This window comes from Paenibacillus sp. FSL L8-0436, assembly GCF_038593025.1.
Lineage (GTDB): Bacteria > Bacillota > Bacilli > Paenibacillales > Paenibacillaceae > Paenibacillus_AQ.
On sequence record NZ_CP151955.1, the window covers coordinates 4,864,381 to 4,885,072 of the forward strand.

At 52.4% G+C, this 20,692-nt stretch carries 23 protein-coding genes; 1 reads left to right on the top strand and 22 read right to left on the bottom strand.

What is annotated here, in order from left to right:
- Positions 1-29: 29 nt before the first annotated feature.
- The 15 genes from NSS79_RS22345 to NSS79_RS22415 all read right to left on the bottom strand — a co-directional run bounded on the left by NSS79_RS22345 (position 30) and on the right by NSS79_RS22415 (position 14,676).
- Positions 30-1,331 (bottom strand): amidohydrolase, encoded by a 1,302-nt coding sequence (locus NSS79_RS22345; protein ID WP_342436205.1) that lies wholly within the window; start codon positions 1,329-1,331, stop codon positions 30-32.
- A complete protein-coding gene (locus NSS79_RS22350) occupies positions 1,318-2,010 on the bottom strand; it encodes a redox-sensing transcriptional repressor Rex (protein ID WP_269322574.1) in 693 nt (230 codons plus the stop codon). Before NSS79_RS22350 ends, NSS79_RS22345 begins: the two co-directional genes overlap by 14 nt.
- Before the next feature lie 89 nt (positions 2,011-2,099).
- A complete protein-coding gene (gene dinG, locus NSS79_RS22355) occupies positions 2,100-4,961 on the bottom strand; it encodes an ATP-dependent DNA helicase DinG (protein WP_342436206.1) in 2,862 nt (953 codons plus the stop codon).
- 116 nt (positions 4,962-5,077) lie between these two features.
- Positions 5,078-5,719 carry a hypothetical protein gene (locus NSS79_RS22360; RefSeq protein WP_342436207.1) on the bottom strand — a complete coding sequence of 214 codons (642 nt, stop codon included), beginning with the start codon at positions 5,717-5,719 and terminating at the stop codon, positions 5,078-5,080.
- Positions 5,720-5,831: 112 nt separating this feature from the next.
- Positions 5,832-6,215, bottom strand: coding sequence for an aspartate 1-decarboxylase (gene panD / locus NSS79_RS22365; RefSeq protein ID WP_038594422.1), 384 nt, complete (start codon positions 6,213-6,215; stop codon positions 5,832-5,834).
- Positions 6,208-7,098 carry a pantoate--beta-alanine ligase gene (panC, locus tag NSS79_RS22370; protein ID WP_342436208.1) on the bottom strand — a complete coding sequence of 297 codons (891 nt, stop codon included), beginning with the start codon at positions 7,096-7,098 and terminating at the stop codon, positions 6,208-6,210. The genes panD and panC overlap by 8 nt, the downstream gene beginning before the upstream one ends.
- A gap of 1 nt (position 7,099) precedes the next feature.
- Positions 7,100-7,966, bottom strand: coding sequence for a 3-methyl-2-oxobutanoate hydroxymethyltransferase (gene panB, locus NSS79_RS22375; protein WP_342436209.1), 867 nt, complete (start codon positions 7,964-7,966; stop codon positions 7,100-7,102).
- Positions 7,967-8,288: 322 nt separating this feature from the next.
- On the bottom strand, positions 8,289-9,092 hold the full coding sequence (locus NSS79_RS22380) for a biotin--[acetyl-CoA-carboxylase] ligase (RefSeq protein WP_342436210.1): 804 nt from the start codon (positions 9,090-9,092) through the stop codon (positions 8,289-8,291).
- A complete protein-coding gene (locus NSS79_RS22385; RefSeq protein ID WP_342436211.1) occupies positions 9,079-10,518 on the bottom strand; it encodes a CCA tRNA nucleotidyltransferase in 1,440 nt (479 codons plus the stop codon). Before NSS79_RS22385 ends, NSS79_RS22380 begins: the two co-directional genes overlap by 14 nt.
- Positions 10,519-10,528: 10 nt before the next feature.
- Positions 10,529-11,686: an N-acetyl-alpha-D-glucosaminyl L-malate synthase BshA gene (bshA, locus tag NSS79_RS22390; protein ID WP_038594434.1), complete on the bottom strand. Its 1,158-nt coding sequence runs from the start codon at positions 11,684-11,686 to the stop codon at positions 10,529-10,531.
- A 97-nt stretch (positions 11,687-11,783) separates the two neighbouring features.
- Complete coding sequence (gene bshB1, locus NSS79_RS22395; RefSeq protein ID WP_038594437.1) at positions 11,784-12,488, bottom strand: bacillithiol biosynthesis deacetylase BshB1; 705 nt, start codon at positions 12,486-12,488, stop codon at positions 11,784-11,786.
- Positions 12,488-12,910, bottom strand: coding sequence for a methylglyoxal synthase (gene mgsA, locus NSS79_RS22400; protein WP_038594440.1), 423 nt, complete (start codon positions 12,908-12,910; stop codon positions 12,488-12,490). Before mgsA ends, bshB1 begins: the two co-directional genes overlap by 1 nt.
- Before the next feature lie 17 nt (positions 12,911-12,927).
- Positions 12,928-13,731: a 4-hydroxy-tetrahydrodipicolinate reductase gene (gene dapB / locus NSS79_RS22405; RefSeq protein WP_342436212.1), complete on the bottom strand. Its 804-nt coding sequence runs from the start codon at positions 13,729-13,731 to the stop codon at positions 12,928-12,930.
- Positions 13,732-13,765: 34 nt separating this feature from the next.
- On the bottom strand, positions 13,766-14,287 hold the full coding sequence (locus NSS79_RS22410) for a tetratricopeptide repeat protein (RefSeq protein ID WP_342436213.1): 522 nt from the start codon (positions 14,285-14,287) through the stop codon (positions 13,766-13,768).
- A gap of 59 nt (positions 14,288-14,346) precedes the next feature.
- Positions 14,347-14,676, bottom strand: a complete 330-nt coding sequence (locus NSS79_RS22415; protein ID WP_038594447.1) for a nucleotide pyrophosphohydrolase — start codon at positions 14,674-14,676, stop codon at positions 14,347-14,349.
- Between the two features lie 159 nt (positions 14,677-14,835).
- Between NSS79_RS22415 and NSS79_RS22420 the strand changes: the two genes are divergently transcribed.
- Positions 14,836-15,705: a YitT family protein gene (locus tag NSS79_RS22420; RefSeq protein ID WP_342436214.1), complete on the top strand. Its 870-nt coding sequence runs from the start codon at positions 14,836-14,838 to the stop codon at positions 15,703-15,705.
- A gap of 184 nt (positions 15,706-15,889) precedes the next feature.
- Here the strand turns inward: NSS79_RS22420 and NSS79_RS22425 are convergent, their stop codons facing one another.
- The 7 genes from NSS79_RS22425 to NSS79_RS22455 form a co-directional block, all read right to left on the bottom strand.
- On the bottom strand, positions 15,890-16,789 hold the full coding sequence (locus tag NSS79_RS22425) for a sporulation protein YpjB (RefSeq protein ID WP_342436215.1): 900 nt from the start codon (positions 16,787-16,789) through the stop codon (positions 15,890-15,892).
- Positions 16,790-16,845: 56 nt separating this feature from the next.
- Entirely contained in the window at positions 16,846-17,484 is a 639-nt protein-coding gene (locus NSS79_RS22430; RefSeq protein ID WP_342436216.1) for a DUF1405 domain-containing protein, read from the bottom strand.
- Between the two features lie 93 nt (positions 17,485-17,577).
- The gene (locus NSS79_RS22435) at positions 17,578-18,459 is read right to left on the bottom strand and encodes a c-type cytochrome (protein ID WP_340897443.1); all 882 of its coding nucleotides are present in this window, start codon (positions 18,457-18,459) and stop codon (positions 17,578-17,580) included.
- A 28-nt stretch (positions 18,460-18,487) separates the two neighbouring features.
- Positions 18,488-19,159 carry a cytochrome b6 gene (locus tag NSS79_RS22440; RefSeq protein ID WP_038594453.1) on the bottom strand — a complete coding sequence of 224 codons (672 nt, stop codon included), beginning with the start codon at positions 19,157-19,159 and terminating at the stop codon, positions 18,488-18,490.
- A gap of 5 nt (positions 19,160-19,164) precedes the next feature.
- Positions 19,165-19,719, bottom strand: a complete 555-nt coding sequence (locus tag NSS79_RS22445) for a ubiquinol-cytochrome c reductase iron-sulfur subunit (RefSeq protein ID WP_038594455.1) — start codon at positions 19,717-19,719, stop codon at positions 19,165-19,167.
- A 221-nt stretch (positions 19,720-19,940) separates the two neighbouring features.
- Entirely contained in the window at positions 19,941-20,366 is a 426-nt protein-coding gene (locus NSS79_RS22450) for a DUF2487 family protein (protein ID WP_342436217.1), read from the bottom strand.
- A gap of 128 nt (positions 20,367-20,494) precedes the next feature.
- Positions 20,495-20,674 carry an IDEAL domain-containing protein gene (locus tag NSS79_RS22455; protein WP_038594463.1) on the bottom strand — a complete coding sequence of 60 codons (180 nt, stop codon included), beginning with the start codon at positions 20,672-20,674 and terminating at the stop codon, positions 20,495-20,497.
- Positions 20,675-20,692: the final 18 nt, after the last annotated feature.

A 20,692-nucleotide genomic window follows, 5' to 3' on the forward strand; every position in this document is an offset into this window, starting at 1 on the left:
TCATAAAGTCAACTGCGGCGGCAGTCGAATTACCGCTTCAGCAGCCCTTCAAAAGTTTCTTGCGCCTTGCGGCGGATTTCTTCCTCGTCCAGTGTCAGGCACTGACCATGCTTCACAACCTGCTTGCCGTTCACCCAGACATGCTCGACATCCTTGGCGCTGGCCGAATACACGGCGTGGGAGAGCAAGTCGCTATGCGGCAGTAAATGGGGCTGATCGATATCAATTGCAATAAAGTCAGCCTTCATCCCCGCTGCAAGGCGGCCCACCTGGTTCAGGAAGACCGATTCCGCCCCATATTGCGTAGCCATCAGCAGCGCTTCCGGTGCCGGAACTGCGGTAGGATCACCGCTGACTCCCTTATGGATCAATGCTGCAAGCCGCATTTCCTCGAACATATCGAGATTATTGTTGCTTGCCGCCCCGTCCGTACCGAGCGAAACTTTGACTCCGGCTCTCAGCAGCTCAGGCACCCGTGCAACCCCGCTGGCAAGCTTCAGGTTACTTCCCGGGTTATGGGACACACCCACCTTGTGGCGGGCGAGGATTTCGATCTCCTCATCGTTCAGGTGGACACCATGGGCGATTAAGGACGGGCGGGTGAACATCCCCAGCTTCTCCAGGTGCGCTACAGGACGCAGGCCGTAATCAGCGGCATTCTGCTCCACTTCACGCAGCGTTTCCGACATATGCGTATGCATCGGCAGGTCCAGGTCATGTGCCGCCTGCACAAACCGCATGAAAAAGTCCGGAGGACAAGTATACGGGGCATGCGGTGAAATCATGGTTGTAATTCTGCCGTCAGCCTTGCCGTGCCAGTTGCGGGCAAACGCAACAGCTTCCGCAAGCTTCTGATTCTGCACTTCTTCAGGACATAGACCAATAACACCGCGCATCAGCACCGCACGGATGCCGGAGTGCTCGACCACCTCGGCCACCCGGTCCATGTGATCATACATATCCAAAAAGGTGGTTGTGCCGCCTTTCAGCATTTCCAGAACAGATAAGGAAGTGCCCCAGTAGACATCATCTCCGGTAAACTTCTCCTCCATCGGCCACATTTTCTCCTGCAGCCAGGCTTGAAGGACCATATCATCCCCGTAGCCGCGCAGCAGCGACATCGCAGCATGGCCATGGGTATTGACCAGACCCGGCATGAACAGCAGCCGGCTGCCGTCGAGCGTCACTGTGCCTTCTTCAATAACGGGCTTCTCTTCCCCTATGTATGTGATCAAATCATTTTCTATAGTCATATAACCGCTCAGGACCGGCTTCTCGCTTCCGGGAACCAGAAAACGTCCGTTTGCAATTATCATCTTATTGCTGCTCATCTGTAATTCCTTCCTTTCCATCATGTAAATAATACGCCAGACTTTGCAGGTCAGTCGTAAAGTCAGCAGCATGAATCCGGATGGTTGAAGGTGTCTTCAGAATGACCGGTGCAAAATTCAGGATCGCCTCGATGCCCGATTCTACCAGAATATCAGCTACATTCTGTGCTTCGCTGTCCGGTACAGTGATGATCCCGATCCGGATTCCCTGATCACGGATGGTCTGACCCAGCTCTTCCATCGGCTGAACCGTAAGAGAGTTGATCTTTTGTCCAATCTTGGGAGCGTAAGAATCAAATACAGCGGTGATTTTCATAGTATCCTTCAGATAAGCATTGTAATTGGACAAGGCATGACCGAGGTTACCGGCACCTACCAGGGCCACATTGATTTGTTGATCCAGCTTCAGAATGTGACGGATCTTTTCGATGAGATAAGACACGTCATATCCAATGCCTTTTCTGCCGAAATCACCAAAATAGGCCAGATCCTTACGAATCTGCGCCGGATTAAGGTCCAGCTTCTGCCCGAGTTCCTGAGAAGAAACGGTTGAGATTTCACGCTTTTGGAGATCGTTCAGGAAACGCAGGTACACTGGGAGTCTGCGAACGACGGCCTCCGATATTTTATCCGATTTCATGTTTTCTCCTCCTAATTTAGAATTGCACTGACGCGATATCGTATGACAACCACGTGCAGTGCCCGCTCTGCGAACGGGACACAGCCCATGGTACAAAGAGATGGAAAAAATTTATAAACGATGACAGATTAGGAAACGCCGCCCTCTTCAAGCCATTCCGCAATCCGCGGAACCATCTGATCGGTAAGCATGTGCTCCATCTTCGGACCAGGGAGTGAATACAGGAAGTACTTCCCGTAATAAGCTTCGATAACCCTGGTATCATATACAATAACAATTCCCCGGTCCTGCGCTGTGCGAACCAATCGCCCAAAACCCTGTTTGAACCGGATCACTGCTTGTGGAACAGACATTTTCATAAAAGGATTCTTCTTCTGGGCCTGCAGAAGCTCCGCCTTTGCCTCGGCAAGCGGATGATTCGGCGGCTGAAACGGCAGCCTTACAATCGCAAGACAGGTCAGCGCCTCGCCAGGGATGTCGACTCCTTCCCAGAAACTGCTTGTTCCAAGCAATACCGATGCAGAGCTGTCCTGAAAACGCCGGATCAGCTTGCTGCGGCTGCCTCCTTCCACACCCTGGCCCAGAACCGTAATGTCCTGGGAAGCCAAGGCCTCTTTCAGCGGATCATAAACCTGGCGTAGCATTTTGTAGGAGGTGAACAGCACCAGCATCCGCCCCTTGGTCGCCGCCGCCGCTTCAGCCAGCGAATGCACCAGCTTGTCTACAAAACGCGCATCGCCTACGCTGCCCTTAACACTGGGAAAATCGCGCGGGATGACAAGCAGCGCCTGTTCACGGTACTTGAACGGTGAAGGCAGCAGCGCTGTCATGAGACGCCCTTGCTCAGAGGCTTCAGAAAGACCAAGGTTGTCAATCATGAACTGAAAGGACTTGTCGACCGATAACGTGGCAGACGTCAGCACTATGCTCTTCTTCTTGTCGAAGAACAGATCCTTGAGCTGGCTGCTTACATCGACAGGCACGGCGTAGAGCTGAAGCGACTTGCCCCGGTAGTTGCCGCTCCCTTCCATCCAGTACACGATATTATCGTCACTGAGACCCATAAAGAAACGGATTTGTTCCCGGATGGATGCCAAATCCTTGAACAAGCCTCCGATATCGGTCACCAGGCTGTCCGAAGACGACTGACTCTCCGTGTCGCGCATCTCGCTGAGCATTTTGTCACCTCTGCGGATGATGTCGCTCAAGGCTAAGTGCAGCGTATTCTCCAGCGCCGCCAGCTCTTCCCAATCTTTAGGCTTGCTGCCGGGAAGCAGGCGTGTGACCAGCTGGCCGGCTTCACCTGCCGCTGCATCGCTGCGTTCGGGCAATAGGCCGAACAGCTTGTCGCTTAGTGTATCCCAAGTTTCCTTTACGGTAAGCAGGTCAGGATAGATTTTATCGATTACGCTGCTCCACTCCGAAGCCTGCTCACTGCCCGAGGACTGCAGAGTCTGGCGCAGTGCCGGCAGCTGACCGCTGCGGCTGTCTTTATACAGCCTTGTAAGCGTATGAGCTACCGTGAAATACTTCATTTGCATGCCCAGATGCTTGCCGGCCACATCCTCCAAATGATGAGCCTCGTCAATGACAAGATGCTCATAAGCCGGAAGCAGCTGGTGCCCGGCCTTGACGTCTGCGAACAGCTTGGAGTGATTGGTAATGACCACATCGGCAATCCCTGCTTCATATTTGGCCCGGTGGTAGTAGCATTTGCGGAACCACGGACAGGAACGGCCCAGACAGGAATCGGTATCACTGGCTACCGTCTCCCAGAAATCCCCGCCGCGACCGCTCAAATTCAGCTCCTCATCGTCACCCGATTCCGTCTGGGTCAGCCATACGATCATTTGCGCTGCCGTAAGCGCTTCTTCCCGGGGACTTACAAAGTCCTTTTTATTTATTTTATGTTCAAACTTGCGCAGACACAAATAGTGCCCTCTCCCCTTGAATATCGCAGCCTTAAACGGGAAAGGCACAACATTGGTCAGAAGCGGGATATCGCGTTCGCGTAGCTGATCCTGAAGGTTGATGGTATGGGTGCTGACCATAACCTTCTGTCCGGTACGTACGCTCTGATAAATGGCCGGCAGCAGATAACCGAGCGATTTGCCGGTACCCGTGCCCGCCTCGATCAGCAGATGCTTGTCCTCCTGAAGGGCCGTATTCACTTCGCCAATCATGATCTCCTGGGCTTCCCGGCTTTCATATTGCGGAAGCGTATCCTTAAGCCGTTTGGTTACCTCGGCCATATAATCCTCAAAGGATACATTCTCCACAGGATTGCCAACACCTTCTTCTCTTGGAGGCGCCAGCTCAGTCCAGTCGCCTACAGCCAGTGCAAGCTGACGGTAAAAATTCAGCTCTCCTTCCGGCTGGAAGGTCTCCATCTCGCGCTCCCGCAGCAGGCCGTCAAAATACCAGGCCAAATCACTGTCTTCATCGGCAAACAGCTCGTTAAGCCGCTGAATGGTCAGCAGAGGCAAACTATACAGCTCTTCGAGACATTTAAGAAACACAATCGCTGTAGCTTCTGCGTCACTGTCCGCCTGGTGCGGACGGTCATGCGTGATGCCAAAATGGTTACTTACCGCACCCAGCTGATAGGTCGTTAGGGACGGAAAGCATATTTTAAGGAAATCGATCGTATCCAGAATCCGTCCCTGAAACGGCAAATAGCCGCAGCGGTCTAAAGCATTCTGCAAAAAATGGAAATCAAAAGCAACATTATGTCCAACAAGCACTACATCGTCAAGCAGCGGGACGAGCTCCATCATCATCTCATCCAGCTCTGGCGCATCCTTCACATCTTCATCGGTGATGCCGGTCAAGCCCGTAATAAAAGGAGGAATCGGTGTTCCGGGCTTGACGTAAGAACCATACACCCGGGAGATGGACCGGTCTTCTTCTATAATGGCAAGGCCAACCTGGATGATCTCACCCACAGATTGGGTTCCCGTAGTTTCAAAATCAAGCACGGCAAATTTCATTATAAGTTCTATTCCCTTTCACTTGAGACTCTTTATCAGCATAACAGAAGTTACGAAAAAAGGCGATGCACACCGCTTGTTGAAGTGGATGCATCGCTTAAATGAGTGGGCTATGATTACAAAAGCGAAACAAGCTGATTTCCGAATTGCAGCTTTCCTCCCCGCCTGCGGCAAACCTCCAGATTGACATTCGGTTCCGGGAGTGCCGGGTCATGAAGCAGAGAAAGGCTGAACAGCTCCCTTGCCTCATTGAAGCGTTCCTGGGAAGCTCTGATACACCCCAGCGCATTGTAGATCATCGCCTTCAGCTTGTTCTCGCGAATCAGCGCAAGCATATGATCCAGATGCCCCCATGCGGTCTCCCCGTCGCCCTCCTGCAGATAGGCCATGGCCAAATACAGGCGGGCCGCCAGACTGTCGGGGTGCTGCGCAATAACTTCCTTAAATTGATCAATACACTTCCGGTACATCAACAACTTGTAGTAGCCCTGCCCTCTGACAAAAGAATCCATGGCAAGCTCAGGCGCTTCCTGCTGCGGCATCTCTTCGTCCGGCTGTGGCGGAAATTCCGCATGTTCCCGGAAATGACTCAGCTTCTCGGCAAAGGCGAGCCACTCGTCCATAACCTCATCGCTAAGCCGGTGAAGCATGTTGTACTTGCATAAAAGATCATCCCGGCGGGCACCCTCCGAAGTAGGGTAATCCGTGGCGATCTCCTGAAGCATCTTATTCATCTCAGCAAATAATTGTTGAAACACGGGACATCCCCCCTTACTGAAAATGAAATCAGCCTAAGCTTGCCTGCCTTCATTTTTCGCAAGTGGGGGACTCTTCATCCCTGCCATTGATTACATGGCTTAGGTCCGGTGATTAAGCAATCGTAGCATGAATCTCATGATCGGCCAGCTTCACCGGCTTGTTCTCGCCATCGACAAAAACTACAGTTGGTTTATGCCCTGCAAGTTCCTCGGCCGAAAGCATCGCGTAGGAGATGATGATGACAGTATCCCCCGGCTGAACAAGACGGGCCGCTGCTCCGTTCAGACAAATGACGCCGCTGCCGCGTGGTCCCGGAATGACATAGGTTTCCAGCCGGGAGCCGTTATTGTTGTCGACAATCTGTACCTTTTCGTTCTCAAGCAAATCAGCGGCTTCCATCAGGTTCTCGTCGATGGTGATACTGCCCACATAATTCAAATTGGCTTCGGTAACCGTTGCCCGGTGTATTTTGGATTTCATCATATGTCTAAACAAGGGTCGCAACCTCCTTGGGATTAAATACATTATTGTCAATCAGACGGGTTCTGCCAAACTTCACGGCAAGTGCAATAATGATTTCACCGTCAGCATCACTCAGCAATGAAGCACCATCCAGCGTTTCCAGGCCCGGGAAGGTCAATATTTCCGCATAATCAATGACGGCAAGCGGAGAAGCTGAAATGACTGACACCAGCAGTTTCCGGGCATCTTCAACCGTCCGGACCTTACCTTCTTCCATGGCTTGGCGAACTTCACGCAGCGAACGGGACAATACCAGAGCCTGGCTGCGTTCCTCTGCACTTAAATACACATTGCGTGAGCTAAGCGCGAGTCCGTCGCCTTCACGGATGATCGGGCAGGCCACGATTTCAACATTCATATTCAGGTCAGCTACCATCCGGCGCAGAACCGCCACTTGCTGGGCATCCTTGAGTCCGAAAAAGGCGTAATCGGGCTGTACCATATTGAACAGCTTGCTTACAACTGTGGTGACTCCATCAAAATGCCCCGGGCGGGATGCCCCGCACAGCTGCGTGGTCAGCGAAGAGACCGATACCTGGGCGCGGATCGGCTGCGGGTACATCTCTTCCACACCGGGAATAAATACGATGTCGGCTCCTTCACGCTCCGCGAGCTCCAAATCACGCTGCTCGTCACGCGGGTAAGAGGAAAAGTCCTCATTTGGCCCAAATTGCAGCGGATTAACAAAAATGCTCATCACTACCGTACTGCTCATTTCCCCAGCCCGGCGCAGCAGGCTTGCATGTCCCTCATGCAGATATCCCATGGTCGGCACAAAGCCGATAGGAGTATGCCCGCCCTGGCGCATATATTCAAGCGCTTCACGCAGCTGTTCAATCGTTCTAACGACTCTCATCTTATTTCGCTCCTTTTCCGGCAGCGCCGTATAAAGATTCCAATACAGTTTCATCCGCATTAAATACATGATTCTCCGCCGGGAAGGAACGGTTCTTCACTTCCTGTACGTAGCTGCCGATTCCCTCACGGATCAGGCTGCCCACATCAGCGTAGGTCTTAACGAAGCGCTTCTCCCGGTAAGGTGAAGCATATTGCAGCAGATCGTGGAAGACCAATACTTGTCCGTCACAGTACCGGCCTGCGCCGATCCCGATGGTCGGAATGCTGACCGCTTTGGAAATCGCCTCCGCTACTTCTTCCGTGACCAGTTCCAGCACTATGCCGAAAGCCCCGGCCGCTTCAAGTCCCTTGGCTTCATCCATCAGCCGCTGCGCATCCTTAGGATCCTTGCCTTGAATCCGGTATCCACCGATCATGTTTACGGACTGCGGGGTAAGGCCGATGTGGCCGAGCACCGGCACACCAGCAGCAACCACAGCGGATACGGCCTCACAAATTTCCAGCCCGCCTTCCATTTTAACGGCTTGCGCACGGCCTTCCTGCATCAGTCTGCGCACACCGCGCAGCGTCTCGTCAATGCTGCCGTGATACGTCATAAACGGCATATCCGCCACAATGAACGTATTCTGCGCACCGCGCGCCACGGAGCGTGTGTGATAGACCATATCGTCAATCGTTACCGGAAGGGTTGTATCATAACCCAGTACAACATTCCCGAGCGAATCACCGACCAGAATCAGATCGATCCCCGCTTCTTCGGCCAGCAGGGCCGAAGGATAATCATAAGCGGTCAGCATGCTCAGCGGCACACCGTCCCTTTTCATTTTTTTCATTTTGACAATATTCAGTGCATGTTTGTCTGCCATTTGCTCCCATTCCCCTTTTCGTAGTTAAAATACGCGTAAACGCGCAAACAAAAAAACCTTTTAGCATGGTCCGCTAAAAAGGTCCGAAGGGCAAAAAAGAGTCACTCGCGATCGTCCCTTCTGTCTCGGTCCTTACGGCTCAGAGCAGAATCCAACGTAACCGTGGAAATACAGTTATGAAGGTGAATCCGAAAAGCAAATTGCTGTTGTACAGCTTGCTTGATTGAGTACAGCTCGACCCTGCGATACCGTCTCTGAGCATATTATAACAAAATCCGCAGTTAATTACACCAAAAAAATGTGACAAGGCATGGAACCCTTGTCACTGGATCATTTCTATTTCACCTGACAATATGCAGGTAATATTCCCGGCAGTATCCCTCAGCAGCAGCCCGCCGCCGTCATCCAAACCGACCGCAGTGCCTTCGCTGCGTCCCTCGGGTGTATTAAAGTACACCTGGCGCCCCAATGTGACCGACATGGATTCCCAAAGCTCACGAACAGGCTTAAAGCCCCGTTCTATGTAAAGGGTGTACAAAAACTCCAGTTCGGCCAGCACCGCTTCCGTGAGTTGCTGGCGGTCAACGGGAATGCCTCCCCCTTCAATCAGCAGCGAAGTGCCGATTCCTTGCAGATCATCCGGATAGTCGTCCTCCGTCAAGTTCACCGCAATGCCGATTCCGGCGATACAATAATGAAGCCCGCCTTCCCGGAGCGATGATTCCAGCAGGATTCCGCAAATTTTGCGACCGCCTGCCAGCAGATCATTCGGCCATTTGATGCCGGCCTGCACGCCGCTGATCTCGCGAATGGCGCGGCAGACGGCTACGCCAGCCAGCAGCGTCAGCTGCGGCGTCAGTGACAGCGGAAGATTGGGGCGCAGCACCACACTCATCCAAATGCCCTTGCCTCGCGGCGAATGCCACTTTCTGCCCATCCGCCCGCGGCCGCCGGTCTGTTCCTCGGCGATAATAGCCGTTCCTTCCGGAGCGCCGTTTTCGGCGAGCCTCTTGGCTTCCTCCTGGGTAGACACCACCGTTTCCAGTCGCTGTGCACTGCGGTTCCAGCCCGAAACAAAAGTATCTCTGTTCAGCCCGGAAAGCCCCGGCGTTTCATCGCTTTTCATCGTTATCCATCCTTTTTGCTTCCTGAAGCAATGATTGTTTATCGTTGGCAATATCTCCAGCCGCTACAGCCTGCAGCAGGGCATGCAGCAGCTCTCCCAGCCACGGGCCGGGACGTTTCTGCAAAGCTTCGGCCAGCTCATTGCCTGTCACCGCAAGCTCTGCCAACGTCTGCAGCGGCATTGATGCGCTCCAGGACCGCAGGAGACCCGTGGAGAGCGCCGGCGCTCCAGATGGCTGAACGGCGGCATTATCCGTCTTAGGCTCTGATTGATCAACCTGCTCGGCCAAGGGACTGCCTACCCCTGGCATGTCCACATGCAGCTGCACAGCTGCTCCGGGCCCGGATTCTGCCAGGCCAACACGCTGCTGATAGGAGGCGGCCTCCGGCACCGCCTCCAGCAGCGTCAGCCACCCTTCGGCGGCTGACGCGCCCAAGGCCAGCACGGCGGCGATCCAGCGCCGCCGAAGCGCCTCGGTGCCGCCCGGAGATTCCGGCGGCACCTCTGCAAGCGCTGCGGTCCAGGCTTCGCGGACGCGCAGCACCGAGGTGACGGCGCTGCGCGTCGCCCCCGGAAACGTCCATGCCCGCATCAGGTCGTCGGCCTCAGCGGCCGGCGTCTTCAGGGCATGGAGCAGGAGCGCCCACCGCAGGAGGGCGCCGGGCAGTTCCCCGATCCCGGCTAGCAGGGCGGCGGCTGCCGCCATGTCACTGCCGGTCCAGGGGAACGGGGCTTTGCCGCGCGGCAGCAGGCCGCTGCGCGCGAGAAGACCGAGGCCGCGCGCGGGATGCGGCCCCTCTATCATGCGCTCCAGCTCCGCGCGGAGACGCTCCACGGCAATATGCGCCAGCTTGTCACGCTGGCGCAGCAGCCCCCGCCACGTATTCTTAGCGATGGCAAAGTCCAGCACAGACGCGAACCGCACGCAGCGCAGCATGCGCAGCGCGTCCTCGTCAAAGCGTTCCTCCGCCGTGCCCACACAGCGGATCAGGCGATGCTTCAGGTCAGCAGCTCCGCCAAAAGGATCGACCAGCTGCCCATCCAGGCCGCAGCAGATGGCATTGATCGTAAAATCGCGCCGCCGCAGGTCCTCCTGCACATCGCTTACAAAAAAGACGTGCTCCGGGCGGCGGTGATCGGCATAGCCGCTCTCCGTCCGGTACGTCGTTACTTCAAAGCTATATCCATCCTGCAATACAGTAACCGTGCCGTGTGCAAGCCCGGTCGGGACACAACGTGTGAACATGGACATTACTTCTTCCGGCAGTGCCGAAGTCGTAAGATCCATATCATGCACCGGTCTGCCAAGCAGCTCATCACGGATGCAGCCGCCGACAAAATATGCCTCACGGCCGTCTGCAAGCAGGGTGGCAATCACTTTGCCTGCCGCCTCTGCCATGCCGGATGGTGCCATTTTCCATTCCATGAAGCACCCCTTACCCCCGGACTTTATCCAGTCCGAGCACCTTGCGCCCAAGCACACGGTAATAAATATCCTCATATTGATTCGTAATCATGTCTCTGCTGAAATCGTTGCAGGACCGCTCCAGACAAGCTCTTCTGAATTGCTCAATCATGTCCTCATTCGAGAGCAGCTGAACGGCATATTTAGCCATGGCGGCCGTATCGCCAATCGGAGCCAGGAACCCGGTTTTGCCATGCTGGATCAATTCCGGAATGCCGCCGGCCTGCGAGCCGATTGTCGGCACACCGCAAGCCATCGCTTCCAGGGCTACAAGACCAAAGCTTTCCTTCTCGGAAGGCAGCAGCAGGAGGTCGGCCAAGGAAATGACCTGGGCAATATCATCCTGCTTACCGAGGAAGCGAACCTTGTCTTCCAGACCCATCTCATTGATCTTCGCCTGAATCTTCGGCAGATCAGGCCCTTCACCCACCAGCAGCAGCTTGGCAGGCAACTCATGGCTCACCTTCGCAAAGATATCAACCACATCACCGACACGTTTGACTGGACGGAAATTGCTGATATGCATCAGGATTTTCTCATTCGGTGAAGCAAAATCCCCCCGCAGGTCGGACACGTCACGCGGATAATACACACGTTTATCGACAAAGTTATAAGTCAGGTCAATATCGCGGGTAATATCCAGCACACGCCGTGTCTCGTTGATCAGATCCAGCGACACCGCCGTCACCGCATCACTCTCATTGATGGCGAGACGGATCAAATCCTTAAGCGATTCATCCTGGCCAAGTACAGTAATATCGGTACCATGCAGTGTCGTTACCACTTTGATGTCATTGCCTAACATCTGCTTGGCAAGGAAAGCACAGACCGCGTGCGGCACCGCATAATGGACATGTAATAAATCCAGCCCCTGCATCTTGGCGACCTGAGCCATCTTAGTAGCGAGCGCCAGATCGTAGGGGGGATAACGGAAGACATAATAATCGTTAACCTCTACCTCGTGGTAAAATATATTTTTCTGAAACGTACCAAGCCGGAACGGGATACTGTGTGTAATAAAATGGACTTCATGGCCTTTCTCAGCCAACAGCTTGCCCAGTTCAGTCGCCACTACACCCGAGCCGCCAAGAGACGGATAACAAGTGATGCCTATTTTTAGCCGGTCCATAGCTCCGCCCCTTCGATAAACTTATGTTAAGTTAGTACTTTTAGTAATGACATGAGTTAATTATAGTTGTTCATCGGGCTGAAATAAAGCTTTGTGTTTAACGGCCTCCGGTGGTGAACAATTCAACGGCATGCGGCACTTTACTGGCGAAGCCCTCCGCATAAGGAATAAGCCTCCGCTGTCCAAGCAGCATATCCCGCGAACGGACGCGTTCGATATAGCCTTCATTAAGCGGGGTCGAAACTACATCCTCACCCGGTGCTTTCTCGAATTGCGAACGGTAGCAGGATAGCGCCTGCTCTTTAATGCTGTATTGTGCAGTCACATCTACGATAAGATCACACCGACCGAGATCGTTAATGAAGTAAAAATAAAGCAGCGGTGCCGCTACCGCAGGCTTGTCCGGCATATATTTGCGCAGCTTGGCATTAAACACCGCCTCTTCCACCAGCTTGCTGCAAGCAATATGGTCAGGATGGCGGTCTTCCCAATAAGGTGCAAATACGATGTCCGGTGCGAATTTGCGAATTTCCGAGGTCACCGCTGAGAGATGCTCCTCTGTCAAATAGAGTCCCCGGTCAGGGAGCCCCAGATTCGTGCGGAGTGAGGCACCGAGCAGATCAGCGGCCTGCTGAGCTTCCAGCTTGCGCCGTTCCACGGTTCCGTTCGAGGACATTTCCGCTGCGGTCAAATCGCATAGGCCCACTTTCAGGCCGGCAGCAGTATGTTTGGCGATGGTTCCAGCCATGCCGATCTCGGCATCATCGGCATGAGCGCCGAATACTAGGATATCCAGCTTCATTATTCGTCCACACCCGGCTTGTACTTATGTACCAGCTCCCGCCAGCCGAAATCGCCCCGGTCAATCGCCTTGACCAGAATTTCCGCAGTAGCAATATTTGTCGCTACCGGAATGCCATACACGTCACATAAACGCAGAAGGGCAGTAATGTCAGGCTCATGAGGTTGCGCCATCAAAGGATCACGCAGGAAAATAATCAGATCCAGCTCATCCTGCGCCACCAGCGAACCGATCTGCTGGTCTCCGCCCAGCGGACCGGACATGTAGCGGTGGATATGAAGGTTGGTTGCGTCCATAATCCGCTGGCCGGTCGTTCCTGTAGAGTACATCTCAAGTCCAGTAAATACATGCTCATAAGCGGTTACAAAATTCACCATCTCATCTTTTTTCCGGTCATGTGCGATAAATGCAATCTTCAACATGTTTTCTTCTCTCCTGTCTACTCTATAAAGTGCTCAAAACCATAGATCATTCCTGTGTACTCCATCACTTTCTGGATACCCAGCTTGACTCCAGGCATATATCCAGCCCGTTCGTAGGAATCATGGCGTATTTTAAGCGATTGCCCAAAACCGCCGAAGACTACTTCCTCCTGGGCAAACACACCGGGGAGGCGGACGCTATGAATACGGAAACCGTTGTAGTAGCCGCCGCGCGAGCCCTCAATAATTTCTTCTTCTTGAGGATTGCCTTGACGCAGCTCCTCACGCGCTTCAGAAATCATTTCCGCTGTCTTGATTGCCGTGCCCGATGGAGCATCCAGCTTCTGATCTCCATGATACTCGATAATTTCGAGATGTGGAAAATACTTGGCAGCTTGGGCGGCAAACTTCATAAGCAGGATGGCCCCGATGGAGAAGTTAGGTGCGATCAGCCCGCCGATCCCCTGTTCCTGGCATTGCTTGTCCAGTTCCTTAATTTGTTCGGGAGTAAATCCGGTAGTACCAATCACCGGACGTACCCCATATTTAATTGCGAGTGTCGTATTAGCAAAGGCTGATTGAGGAGTCGTAAAATCAACTAACACATCCCCGCTGCTATGTGCAAGGGCGGCCTCAAAGTCCGATGTAACATTAACTCCGCATTCTTCCAGTCCCGCGAGACGACCGGCATCGATACTGCCTGCCGATCGATCTACAGCCGCAGCCAATTCCAGTTCATCATCCTGCAGCACCAGCTTTATAACCTCTTTGCCCATTCTGCCTCCTGCTCCGGAGACAATTACTCTGATCTTGTCGCTCACCCTTATTTCCTCCTCGCTTTCACTGGTTCCATGTTTATTGGATATATTTTTTCAATGATTTCTGCAGGTCCTTCATGAGCTGCCGCAGACCGGAATCATCCGGATGCAGGGAAATGACCTCTTTCATCGCGGCGATGGCCTGCAAGTGCTCGTTCATCCGGCTGTGCGCAATGGCGAGCCATACATATGCATCCCCGTATAGTGGATCCAGCGTAATCGCTTCTTTCAGCAGCGTGATCGGATGATACGGATTATTTGTCCCTGCCGTTTCATCTTCAAGCAGCCTTTTGGCCTCCTGGACAAGCTGTAGCGCCTGCAGATGCTGAAGATGCAGCCGGTATTCAGGCTTGCCGTTATCAAGCTTGAGCGCTGCCAGTGCATGCTCCAGCGCCTTCTCCAGCATCCCGCTGCGGGCATAGGTAATGGAACACCGGTATCTCACCTCGGCATCATCCGGACTGGCCGCTATAGCTGCCTCAAAGAAGTGTATTGCTTCGGCGAAATCGCTGCGCAGAATAGAGCGGTAGGCCGCTTTTACAAAATCGTTATGATTCATATCCTCACCATCCTAACGGCTAAATCCCGTTCGTTTGGTACAGCATATGTTATAGAAGCCTAATCGGTGTTTTTCAGTGTCCATCGCCCGGCATCGCGGGTATTGAACTTATGCATGACTTTATTGTGGGCTTCGGTCAGATCGATGCCCAGCGAATTGGCGAAGCAGATCGTAATGAACAGAATATCGCCCAGCTCCAATTCAATGGAATTTTCCGCTTCGTCGGATTTTTTCGGCTTCTCACCGAACTGATGGTTTACTTCACGGGCCAATTCACCCACTTCCTCGGACATTCGGGCCAGCATAGACAGCGGGCTGAAGTAACCTTCTTTAAATTGTGAGATGTACGCGTCGACTTCACGCTGCAAATCACCAAGACTTTTATCCATAATTTGTTTCTTCGCCCCCCTGAGAGTTCTTGCCTTCTGTTTGCCCCTATGTTATCGTAAAGACGTTTTGAAGACAAATCTTTTTTAAATTTACAGCTTCACCCCATGAAAGCAATGTTAGTACAAACTGCCCATTAAGGGGCTTAGGCGAGGGATTATATGAAATCATCCAAATTGTTCGCGATCGGCAAAACAGTAGCTCCCATTATGCTCGGTGCCGCAATCTATGCATTTGGGCTCCTCTATTTTATAGTGCCCAACCAGCTGATGGAAGGCGGTGTAACCGGGATTACCATCCTGCTGAATTACGCCTTTGACCTTCCCATATTCCTGACTACCTTACTGCTTAACCTTCCGCTGTTCCTGCTCGGCTGGAAAGTGCTCGGCTCAAACCAGATTTTTTATACAGGTATAGGAATCGGTTTGTTGACCTTTTTCCTCTGGGTATTTGAACGGCTGATTGCCGGCGGCTGGCTTGTCCCGTTCAGCACCGAGCATGATTTCATTCTTGCTTCATTATATGCAGGGGTGACGCTTGGCGCTGGACTTGGGATTGTCTTCCGTTACGGCGGAACCACCGGCGGTGTCGATATCGTAGCCAGAATTCTTGCCCGCAAGTTCGGCTGGAGCATGGGACAGATTATTCTGGCTGTCGACATTATCATCATTGGCGCCTCCCTGCTCTACATTCCCCGGGAAAAAATATTGTATACCCTGGTGGCCGTCTTTATTTCTTCGCGGGTCATTGATTTTATTCAGGAAGGTGCGTATGCCGCCAAAGCCTTCACCATTATCAGCGATGATGCCCCGCAAATTGCCGATCTTATCACGGCAGAGATGGACAGAGGCGTAACGCTTATCCCTGCTATCGGCGCTTACTCCAAGCAGGCGAAGCACATGGTGTACTGTGTCGTCTCCCGCCAGGAGATCCGCCGTCTCAGCCAGCTGGTGAAATCCATAGACCCCACGGCGTTTGTGATCATCAGCGATGTGCATGATGTGCAGGGGGAAGGCTTCCGGCAAACCTAAATCCATGAATCAGCGTGATTTATCATTAATAGAGGGTGGACAAAAAAAGGCTTTCCCTGCCATCATCACACGATGGATGATGGGGGAGCCTTTTATTTTACCTACATCTTATAATCAGCAGAAAAGTATCGTCACAGAACTATTAACCATACGGGATCTGCCGCCGCCTGCCTCATGGCCGGATCTATACCGGCTTCCACTCCTCATTCTCGCCGCGGTACTTGCGGTATCCGGTATAGGCCAGTGCTGCCAGAATAAACGCCCCGGCAAGCAGCCCCCACCCTCCATACTCCGGCGGAGACAGCGGCAGAGATAAAGCCGGCTCATCCCTCTCTTTGCCAAACATCACCCGGACTGCGTCCTGTCCGTAAGAAACGATCTCCAGCAGGCGTGTGCGTTCGATCGGCTGTGAGGAGGATGGAATACCCGCAGCGTAAGATAACCAGGAATCAAAGGCATTCACCACCTCCGGCTGGCGGGAGATGACCACTGCAGGGCGGATATTATCATATCTGCTTTGCAGTCTTGTTACTGCCGTTTTCCAATCCTTAAGATTATTGGCAACAGCACTTTGCTCCATATCGTTCAGATCCTCGCGGATCAGCTTGTAGTACTGCAGCCACATCGGTTGCTTTGGATGATTCAGACTGTTGGCAGCGAGCCTGAGCTTGGCAGCGGCAGCTTCCCACTTCTGGGGATTGATTTGCGCAGCCGCCATTGTAGTCTTAAGATCCATAACTACTGTCGTCAGTGCATTTATTCCCTCCACCGAGGTCAGGCCTTCAAAGGATGAGGATACAACAATCTGTGAAATCTCCTCGCTCTCCTGCCTTGCCTTAGCGACATTCCCTTCCAGAACATAGCTGTACAAAGCCTCTGCCGCCTGCTCCAGCCGCTGCGCTCCAGTCCTGCCGGTAAGCGCCGGAGATTCTCCGCTTACGGAACTCCCGGTACTAAGCGAATTCTCAAGGCCGGAACCTGCAGCGGCAGCACTAGAATCGGCCATAACCTTTCCAGTATTCCCTCCGGCAAGCAGCCAGCACAACACTAACCCTGTCAGCACATAATATCCCCTGCGCGGCATGAGACATCCCTCCTACCCTAAATGTATGGCAGGAGGACAAGAGATAGAACAGCCGGTCAGCGCCTGTCGCTGAAGCTCTCCAGCGGCCTGGTTCTTCTGCTGAAAATCCAGGCCGCTGCGGCGCTGAGCAAGGTTAATCCAATAGTGAAGTACTGCACACCAATTACATCATCCTCCAGCACAGAAGGCAGCCACGGATAAATCCCAATCGAATAATCCACCATATCGTTGGCAAGGGTCCAGAGCAGCGCTAATGGCAGCATTCTGCGGAAAGCGAAGAAGCGGGCATAGATCAGCGCTTCAACCGCCATCCCGGTATGCGATGCGACCAGCATCCAGTCCTTCCAGCCCACAGTGTCCCCCTGATATCCCCCGGCAAAAATAATGCTTACCGCCCAGATACCGTACTTCACGGAGGTGAGAACCGCCAGTGCCTCGATCAGTTCACGCAGCAGAGTCCCTTTCAGACTCTTTGGCGGATACAGCAGGAGCAATAAAGCGGCCGTAAAGAACAGGCTCGCAGTCGGACTATCCGGAACAAACGGAAGCAGCCAGGCAGGATAATTGGCTGCTGTATATTCCAGTTGATTGCCGTACCACATGTAACCGTAAATCGTACCGAAGAAATTCACAATAAAGAGCAGCCATATGACTCCCCGGTGTTTAAACAACTTCTCGAACCAATGAACCGGCATATCGACACATTACCTCCTAGATCATGCAGCCTCTGCATTTACACAACCAAAAACCTGACCGCATGCACGATCAGGTTTGCGCTTATCATTATTTTACTGTTCGCTTTTTTGTTTGGCAAGCCAGCCGGCAAGAGTGTCAATATCCTGCTCTGTCAGACCTGCCGCCACCGCCGTTTCATACATCGGAGGCATTTGCCCCTGTCCCTCTTTAATGATCGCGAGAATCGCATCTTTGTCATGGGTATCGCCGACACCACGAAGCGCAGGCACACTACCTCCACCTTTCATATCGACAGCATGACAAGAGACACAGGTAGCTTGCTTATAAAGCGCCATCGCCGGATCACTCTTGTCCACGATGGCTACTTCCTCCGTTTCAACAACACTTGTGGTCGGCAAACCTTTGGCTCTATTCTCTGCCGCCTTTTCCTCGCGCTGCACATCCTCAGGAATTTGATTCGTTAACGCCATTTCATGCTTATATTCCGTCCAGGCTGTATTCGTCAAATAAATGATCGCTGCGAGGGAGAGGAACATTAAAGAGGAAGCGATCGGCCGGCGGTAGAACCGCCGTTCCCGGCCCGTATCCAGAAAGGGGGCCAGCAGGAGCGCTCCAAAGGCTACGCCTGTAACGCCGAGTGTGCCAAGCACAATATAGTCGCCGGAGGCATAAGGCAGCTTCAAATATTGATACAGGAACAGGAAATACCAGTCTGGTATCGGAATTACGGTTGCACTGGCATTCGCAGGGAAGCCTAGCGGCGCCGGCTCTGAAATGGTCAGCACCAGGATGCCCACCAGCACGACAACACCGACCATCCATTCTTTCAATAGAAAGTTGGGAATAAACGCTTCCGATTTGCCCGGATATGCCGTATAGTCCGGCGGTGTAATGAAACCGTTGCCCTTGCGGACACGGGAATCACCGACAAATACGACCTTTTCTTTGGTGTTGTCCTTGTCTTTGTGTGCCATCTGCAGTTCCCCCTTTCTGTCAATTGACTTACAGCGGACCGGAGATACCCTGTCTGCGGATCATAATAAAGTGTCCGACGAGCAGAATAAGCAGGACCGCCGGGAGGAAAAATACATGCAGTGCAAAAAAGCGGGTTAAAGTTTCTGCGCCGACAATAGTGCCGCCCTGCATCAGTTCCTTCAGCACAGGCCCCATAACGGGTACAGAATTAGCAATTTCCAGTGTAACCTTGGTTGCAAAATAAGCTTTGTTGTCCCAAGGCAGCAAATATCCGGTCAGTCCAAGCCCCAGCATCACGAAAAAGATAAGCATACCGACGATCCAGTTCATTTCGCGCGGTGCCTTGTAGGAACCGGTGAAAAATACACGCATTGTATGAAGGAACATCATCACGATGACGAGACTTGCGCCCCAGTGATGCATACCGCGGACGATCTGCCCGAAGGCCACCTTCGTCTGCAAATATTCCACACTGGCATAGGCATTTATAATATCTGGAACATAATACATTGTCAGAAACATGCCCGATAAGATCTGAATGACTGTAATAAAGAATGTAAGTCCGCCAAAGCAATAGACAAATGCCGAAAAGTGATGTGCCGGATTGACATGCTCAGGTACCTCATGATCAGCGACATCTCTCCAAATCGGCGTAATATCCAGACGTTCATCAATCCAGTTGTAGACATTTTTAAACATCAGATTTACGCCTCCTTCTTAGCTTCGGTGTTGGGGACGATATCGCCAAGATAGACCCAGCCTCCATCAATCTTGGTCTTGTACTGGTCAAGCGGCTTCGGGGCGACCTCTAGATTCTTGCCTACTTTGGTATACCTCGCTCCATGACATGGGCAATGGTATTCATCCGGATAGGACTTGTTATTGTTCCATCTGACCGTACATCCCAGATGCTTGCAGATCGGTGAAAGCGCATAAATTTCTCCGCTCTCATTTTTACGGATCCAGGCCGTCAGCGTAGCTGTACTGGCATACCATCCGTCCTGCTGTTTCAGCTCAAACGTAAACTCCTGCGGTTCATCGGTAATTTTAGAGGTTTCCGCAATTTTGATGAATTCACCCTCGCCTTTTTTATGTAATATCGGGTCTACGGCAAAACGGATCATCGGCAGGACTGCCCCGGCCCCCATAAAAGCGGTAGCTCCGCCAAGGGTATAGGTTAGAAACTGTCTGCGTGACATCTCTTTTTGGCTGGGCGGTCCTTGCGGATGCGGCTCCTGCTCTTCTTCATGGCTGCTCATACTGTGTGTAACCCCCTATTCAGAAATTGGAGAAGGCACCTGCAGTGTTATCCAGAGGTTTTTCCTGTAAATAATCCGTTTACAATGATATAAGTCACACGACATATAAGTTCAACCTAATCATAGCGTAGGGTCCAAAACCCGTCAAGAATATTGTCTAAATTGTGACAGGCATTTTGGAGTGCTTTTCTATAAATTGTTGATTTTTTGTCACATTTAACTCATTTCTCACCTTGCCACATCTGCTCAATTTCTCTCCCTATCTGACTCTTAAAGGACATTATCCGGGACGCGTCAAATCCAGTCAGGGAAAGGACTAAATCGCTTTCAACAGTTTCCTGGGACAATACCTCCAAATCGGATGAAGCCACAATGACATATTGGAAGTGACTGGATTTGACTTTTCGGCAAATCTCATTTACGTATTGAAGACTGTCACCTGAGCTGTACTGAATTGCCGGGTAGGTTACAATGCGTCCTTGAAAGGGTTGTTCAATACAGTCCAGCAAATCACGCAGCCGTTCAAGTGCCTCTGCCGCCTCCGGCGGACTCTCCGTACCCGTCAGGCCGGTAAACGGAATCAGGCAGGTATCGAAGTATTTGCAGTTTGCCTCCCAGCTGCTTTTGTCAAAATCACTAAATTTCATTACTGTTCATTCCCCTCACCTGAATTGTTCAAACAGTTTTGACAAACATTTCTCCTTGCTTTCTCGAAGATACCGTTAAATTCCTCTTTTACAGGACAACAAAAAAAGAAATGCGCCAAGCGCATCTCTTATGCCAAACTTTTCAGTTCTTCAGTCAGATACCGGAAAGCCGCTTTATCTCCGGCCGCCAGCGCTGTGTCAATCTCCCGGTACAAGATGTCGGTACGACGCTTTCGCAGCGCTTCATCCCACACCATTTCTGCCGCAAGCCCCAGCATCACTTCATAGGTAGCCTTCATTTTGTCCATTCGATACACCTCCGCTGT

Coding starts and splice junctions, on each gene's coding strand:
- NSS79_RS22410 (WP_342436213.1), bottom strand. CDS start 14,287: ATGAATCATAACGATTTTGTAAAAGCGGCCTACCGCTCTATTCTGCGC.
- NSS79_RS22345 (WP_342436205.1), bottom strand. CDS start 1,331: ATGAGCAGCAATAAGATGATAATTGCAAACGGACGTTTTCTGGTTCCC.
- NSS79_RS22420 (WP_342436214.1), top strand. CDS start 14,836: ATGAAATCATCCAAATTGTTCGCGATCGGCAAAACAGTAGCTCCCATT.
- NSS79_RS22380 (WP_342436210.1), bottom strand. CDS start 9,092: ATGAAAAGCGATGAAACGCCGGGGCTTTCCGGGCTGAACAGAGATACT.
- NSS79_RS22450 (WP_342436217.1), bottom strand. CDS start 20,366: ATGAAATTTAGTGATTTTGACAAAAGCAGCTGGGAGGCAAACTGCAAA.
- NSS79_RS22430 (WP_342436216.1), bottom strand. CDS start 17,484: ATGCCGGTTCATTGGTTCGAGAAGTTGTTTAAACACCGGGGAGTCATA.
- bshA (WP_038594434.1), bottom strand. CDS start 11,686: ATGGACCGGCTAAAAATAGGCATCACTTGTTATCCGTCTCTTGGCGGC.
- panB (WP_342436209.1), bottom strand. CDS start 7,966: ATGGCAGACAAACATGCACTGAATATTGTCAAAATGAAAAAAATGAAA.
- NSS79_RS22415 (WP_038594447.1), bottom strand. CDS start 14,676: ATGGATAAAAGTCTTGGTGATTTGCAGCGTGAAGTCGACGCGTACATC.
- NSS79_RS22435 (WP_340897443.1), bottom strand. CDS start 18,459: ATGGCACACAAAGACAAGGACAACACCAAAGAAAAGGTCGTATTTGTC.
- NSS79_RS22425 (WP_342436215.1), bottom strand. CDS start 16,789: ATGCCGCGCAGGGGATATTATGTGCTGACAGGGTTAGTGTTGTGCTGG.
- bshB1 (WP_038594437.1), bottom strand. CDS start 12,488: ATGAAGCTGGATATCCTAGTATTCGGCGCTCATGCCGATGATGCCGAG.
- NSS79_RS22440 (WP_038594453.1), bottom strand. CDS start 19,159: ATGTTTAAAAATGTCTACAACTGGATTGATGAACGTCTGGATATTACG.
- panC (WP_342436208.1), bottom strand. CDS start 7,098: ATGAGAGTCGTTAGAACGATTGAACAGCTGCGTGAAGCGCTTGAATAT.
- NSS79_RS22385 (WP_342436211.1), bottom strand. CDS start 10,518: ATGGAATGGAAAATGGCACCATCCGGCATGGCAGAGGCGGCAGGCAAA.
- NSS79_RS22455 (WP_038594463.1), bottom strand. CDS start 20,674: ATGGACAAAATGAAGGCTACCTATGAAGTGATGCTGGGGCTTGCGGCA.
- dinG (WP_342436206.1), bottom strand. CDS start 4,961: ATGAAATTTGCCGTGCTTGATTTTGAAACTACGGGAACCCAATCTGTG.
- NSS79_RS22445 (WP_038594455.1), bottom strand. CDS start 19,719: ATGAGCAGCCATGAAGAAGAGCAGGAGCCGCATCCGCAAGGACCGCCC.
- mgsA (WP_038594440.1), bottom strand. CDS start 12,910: ATGTTGAAGATTGCATTTATCGCACATGACCGGAAAAAAGATGAGATG.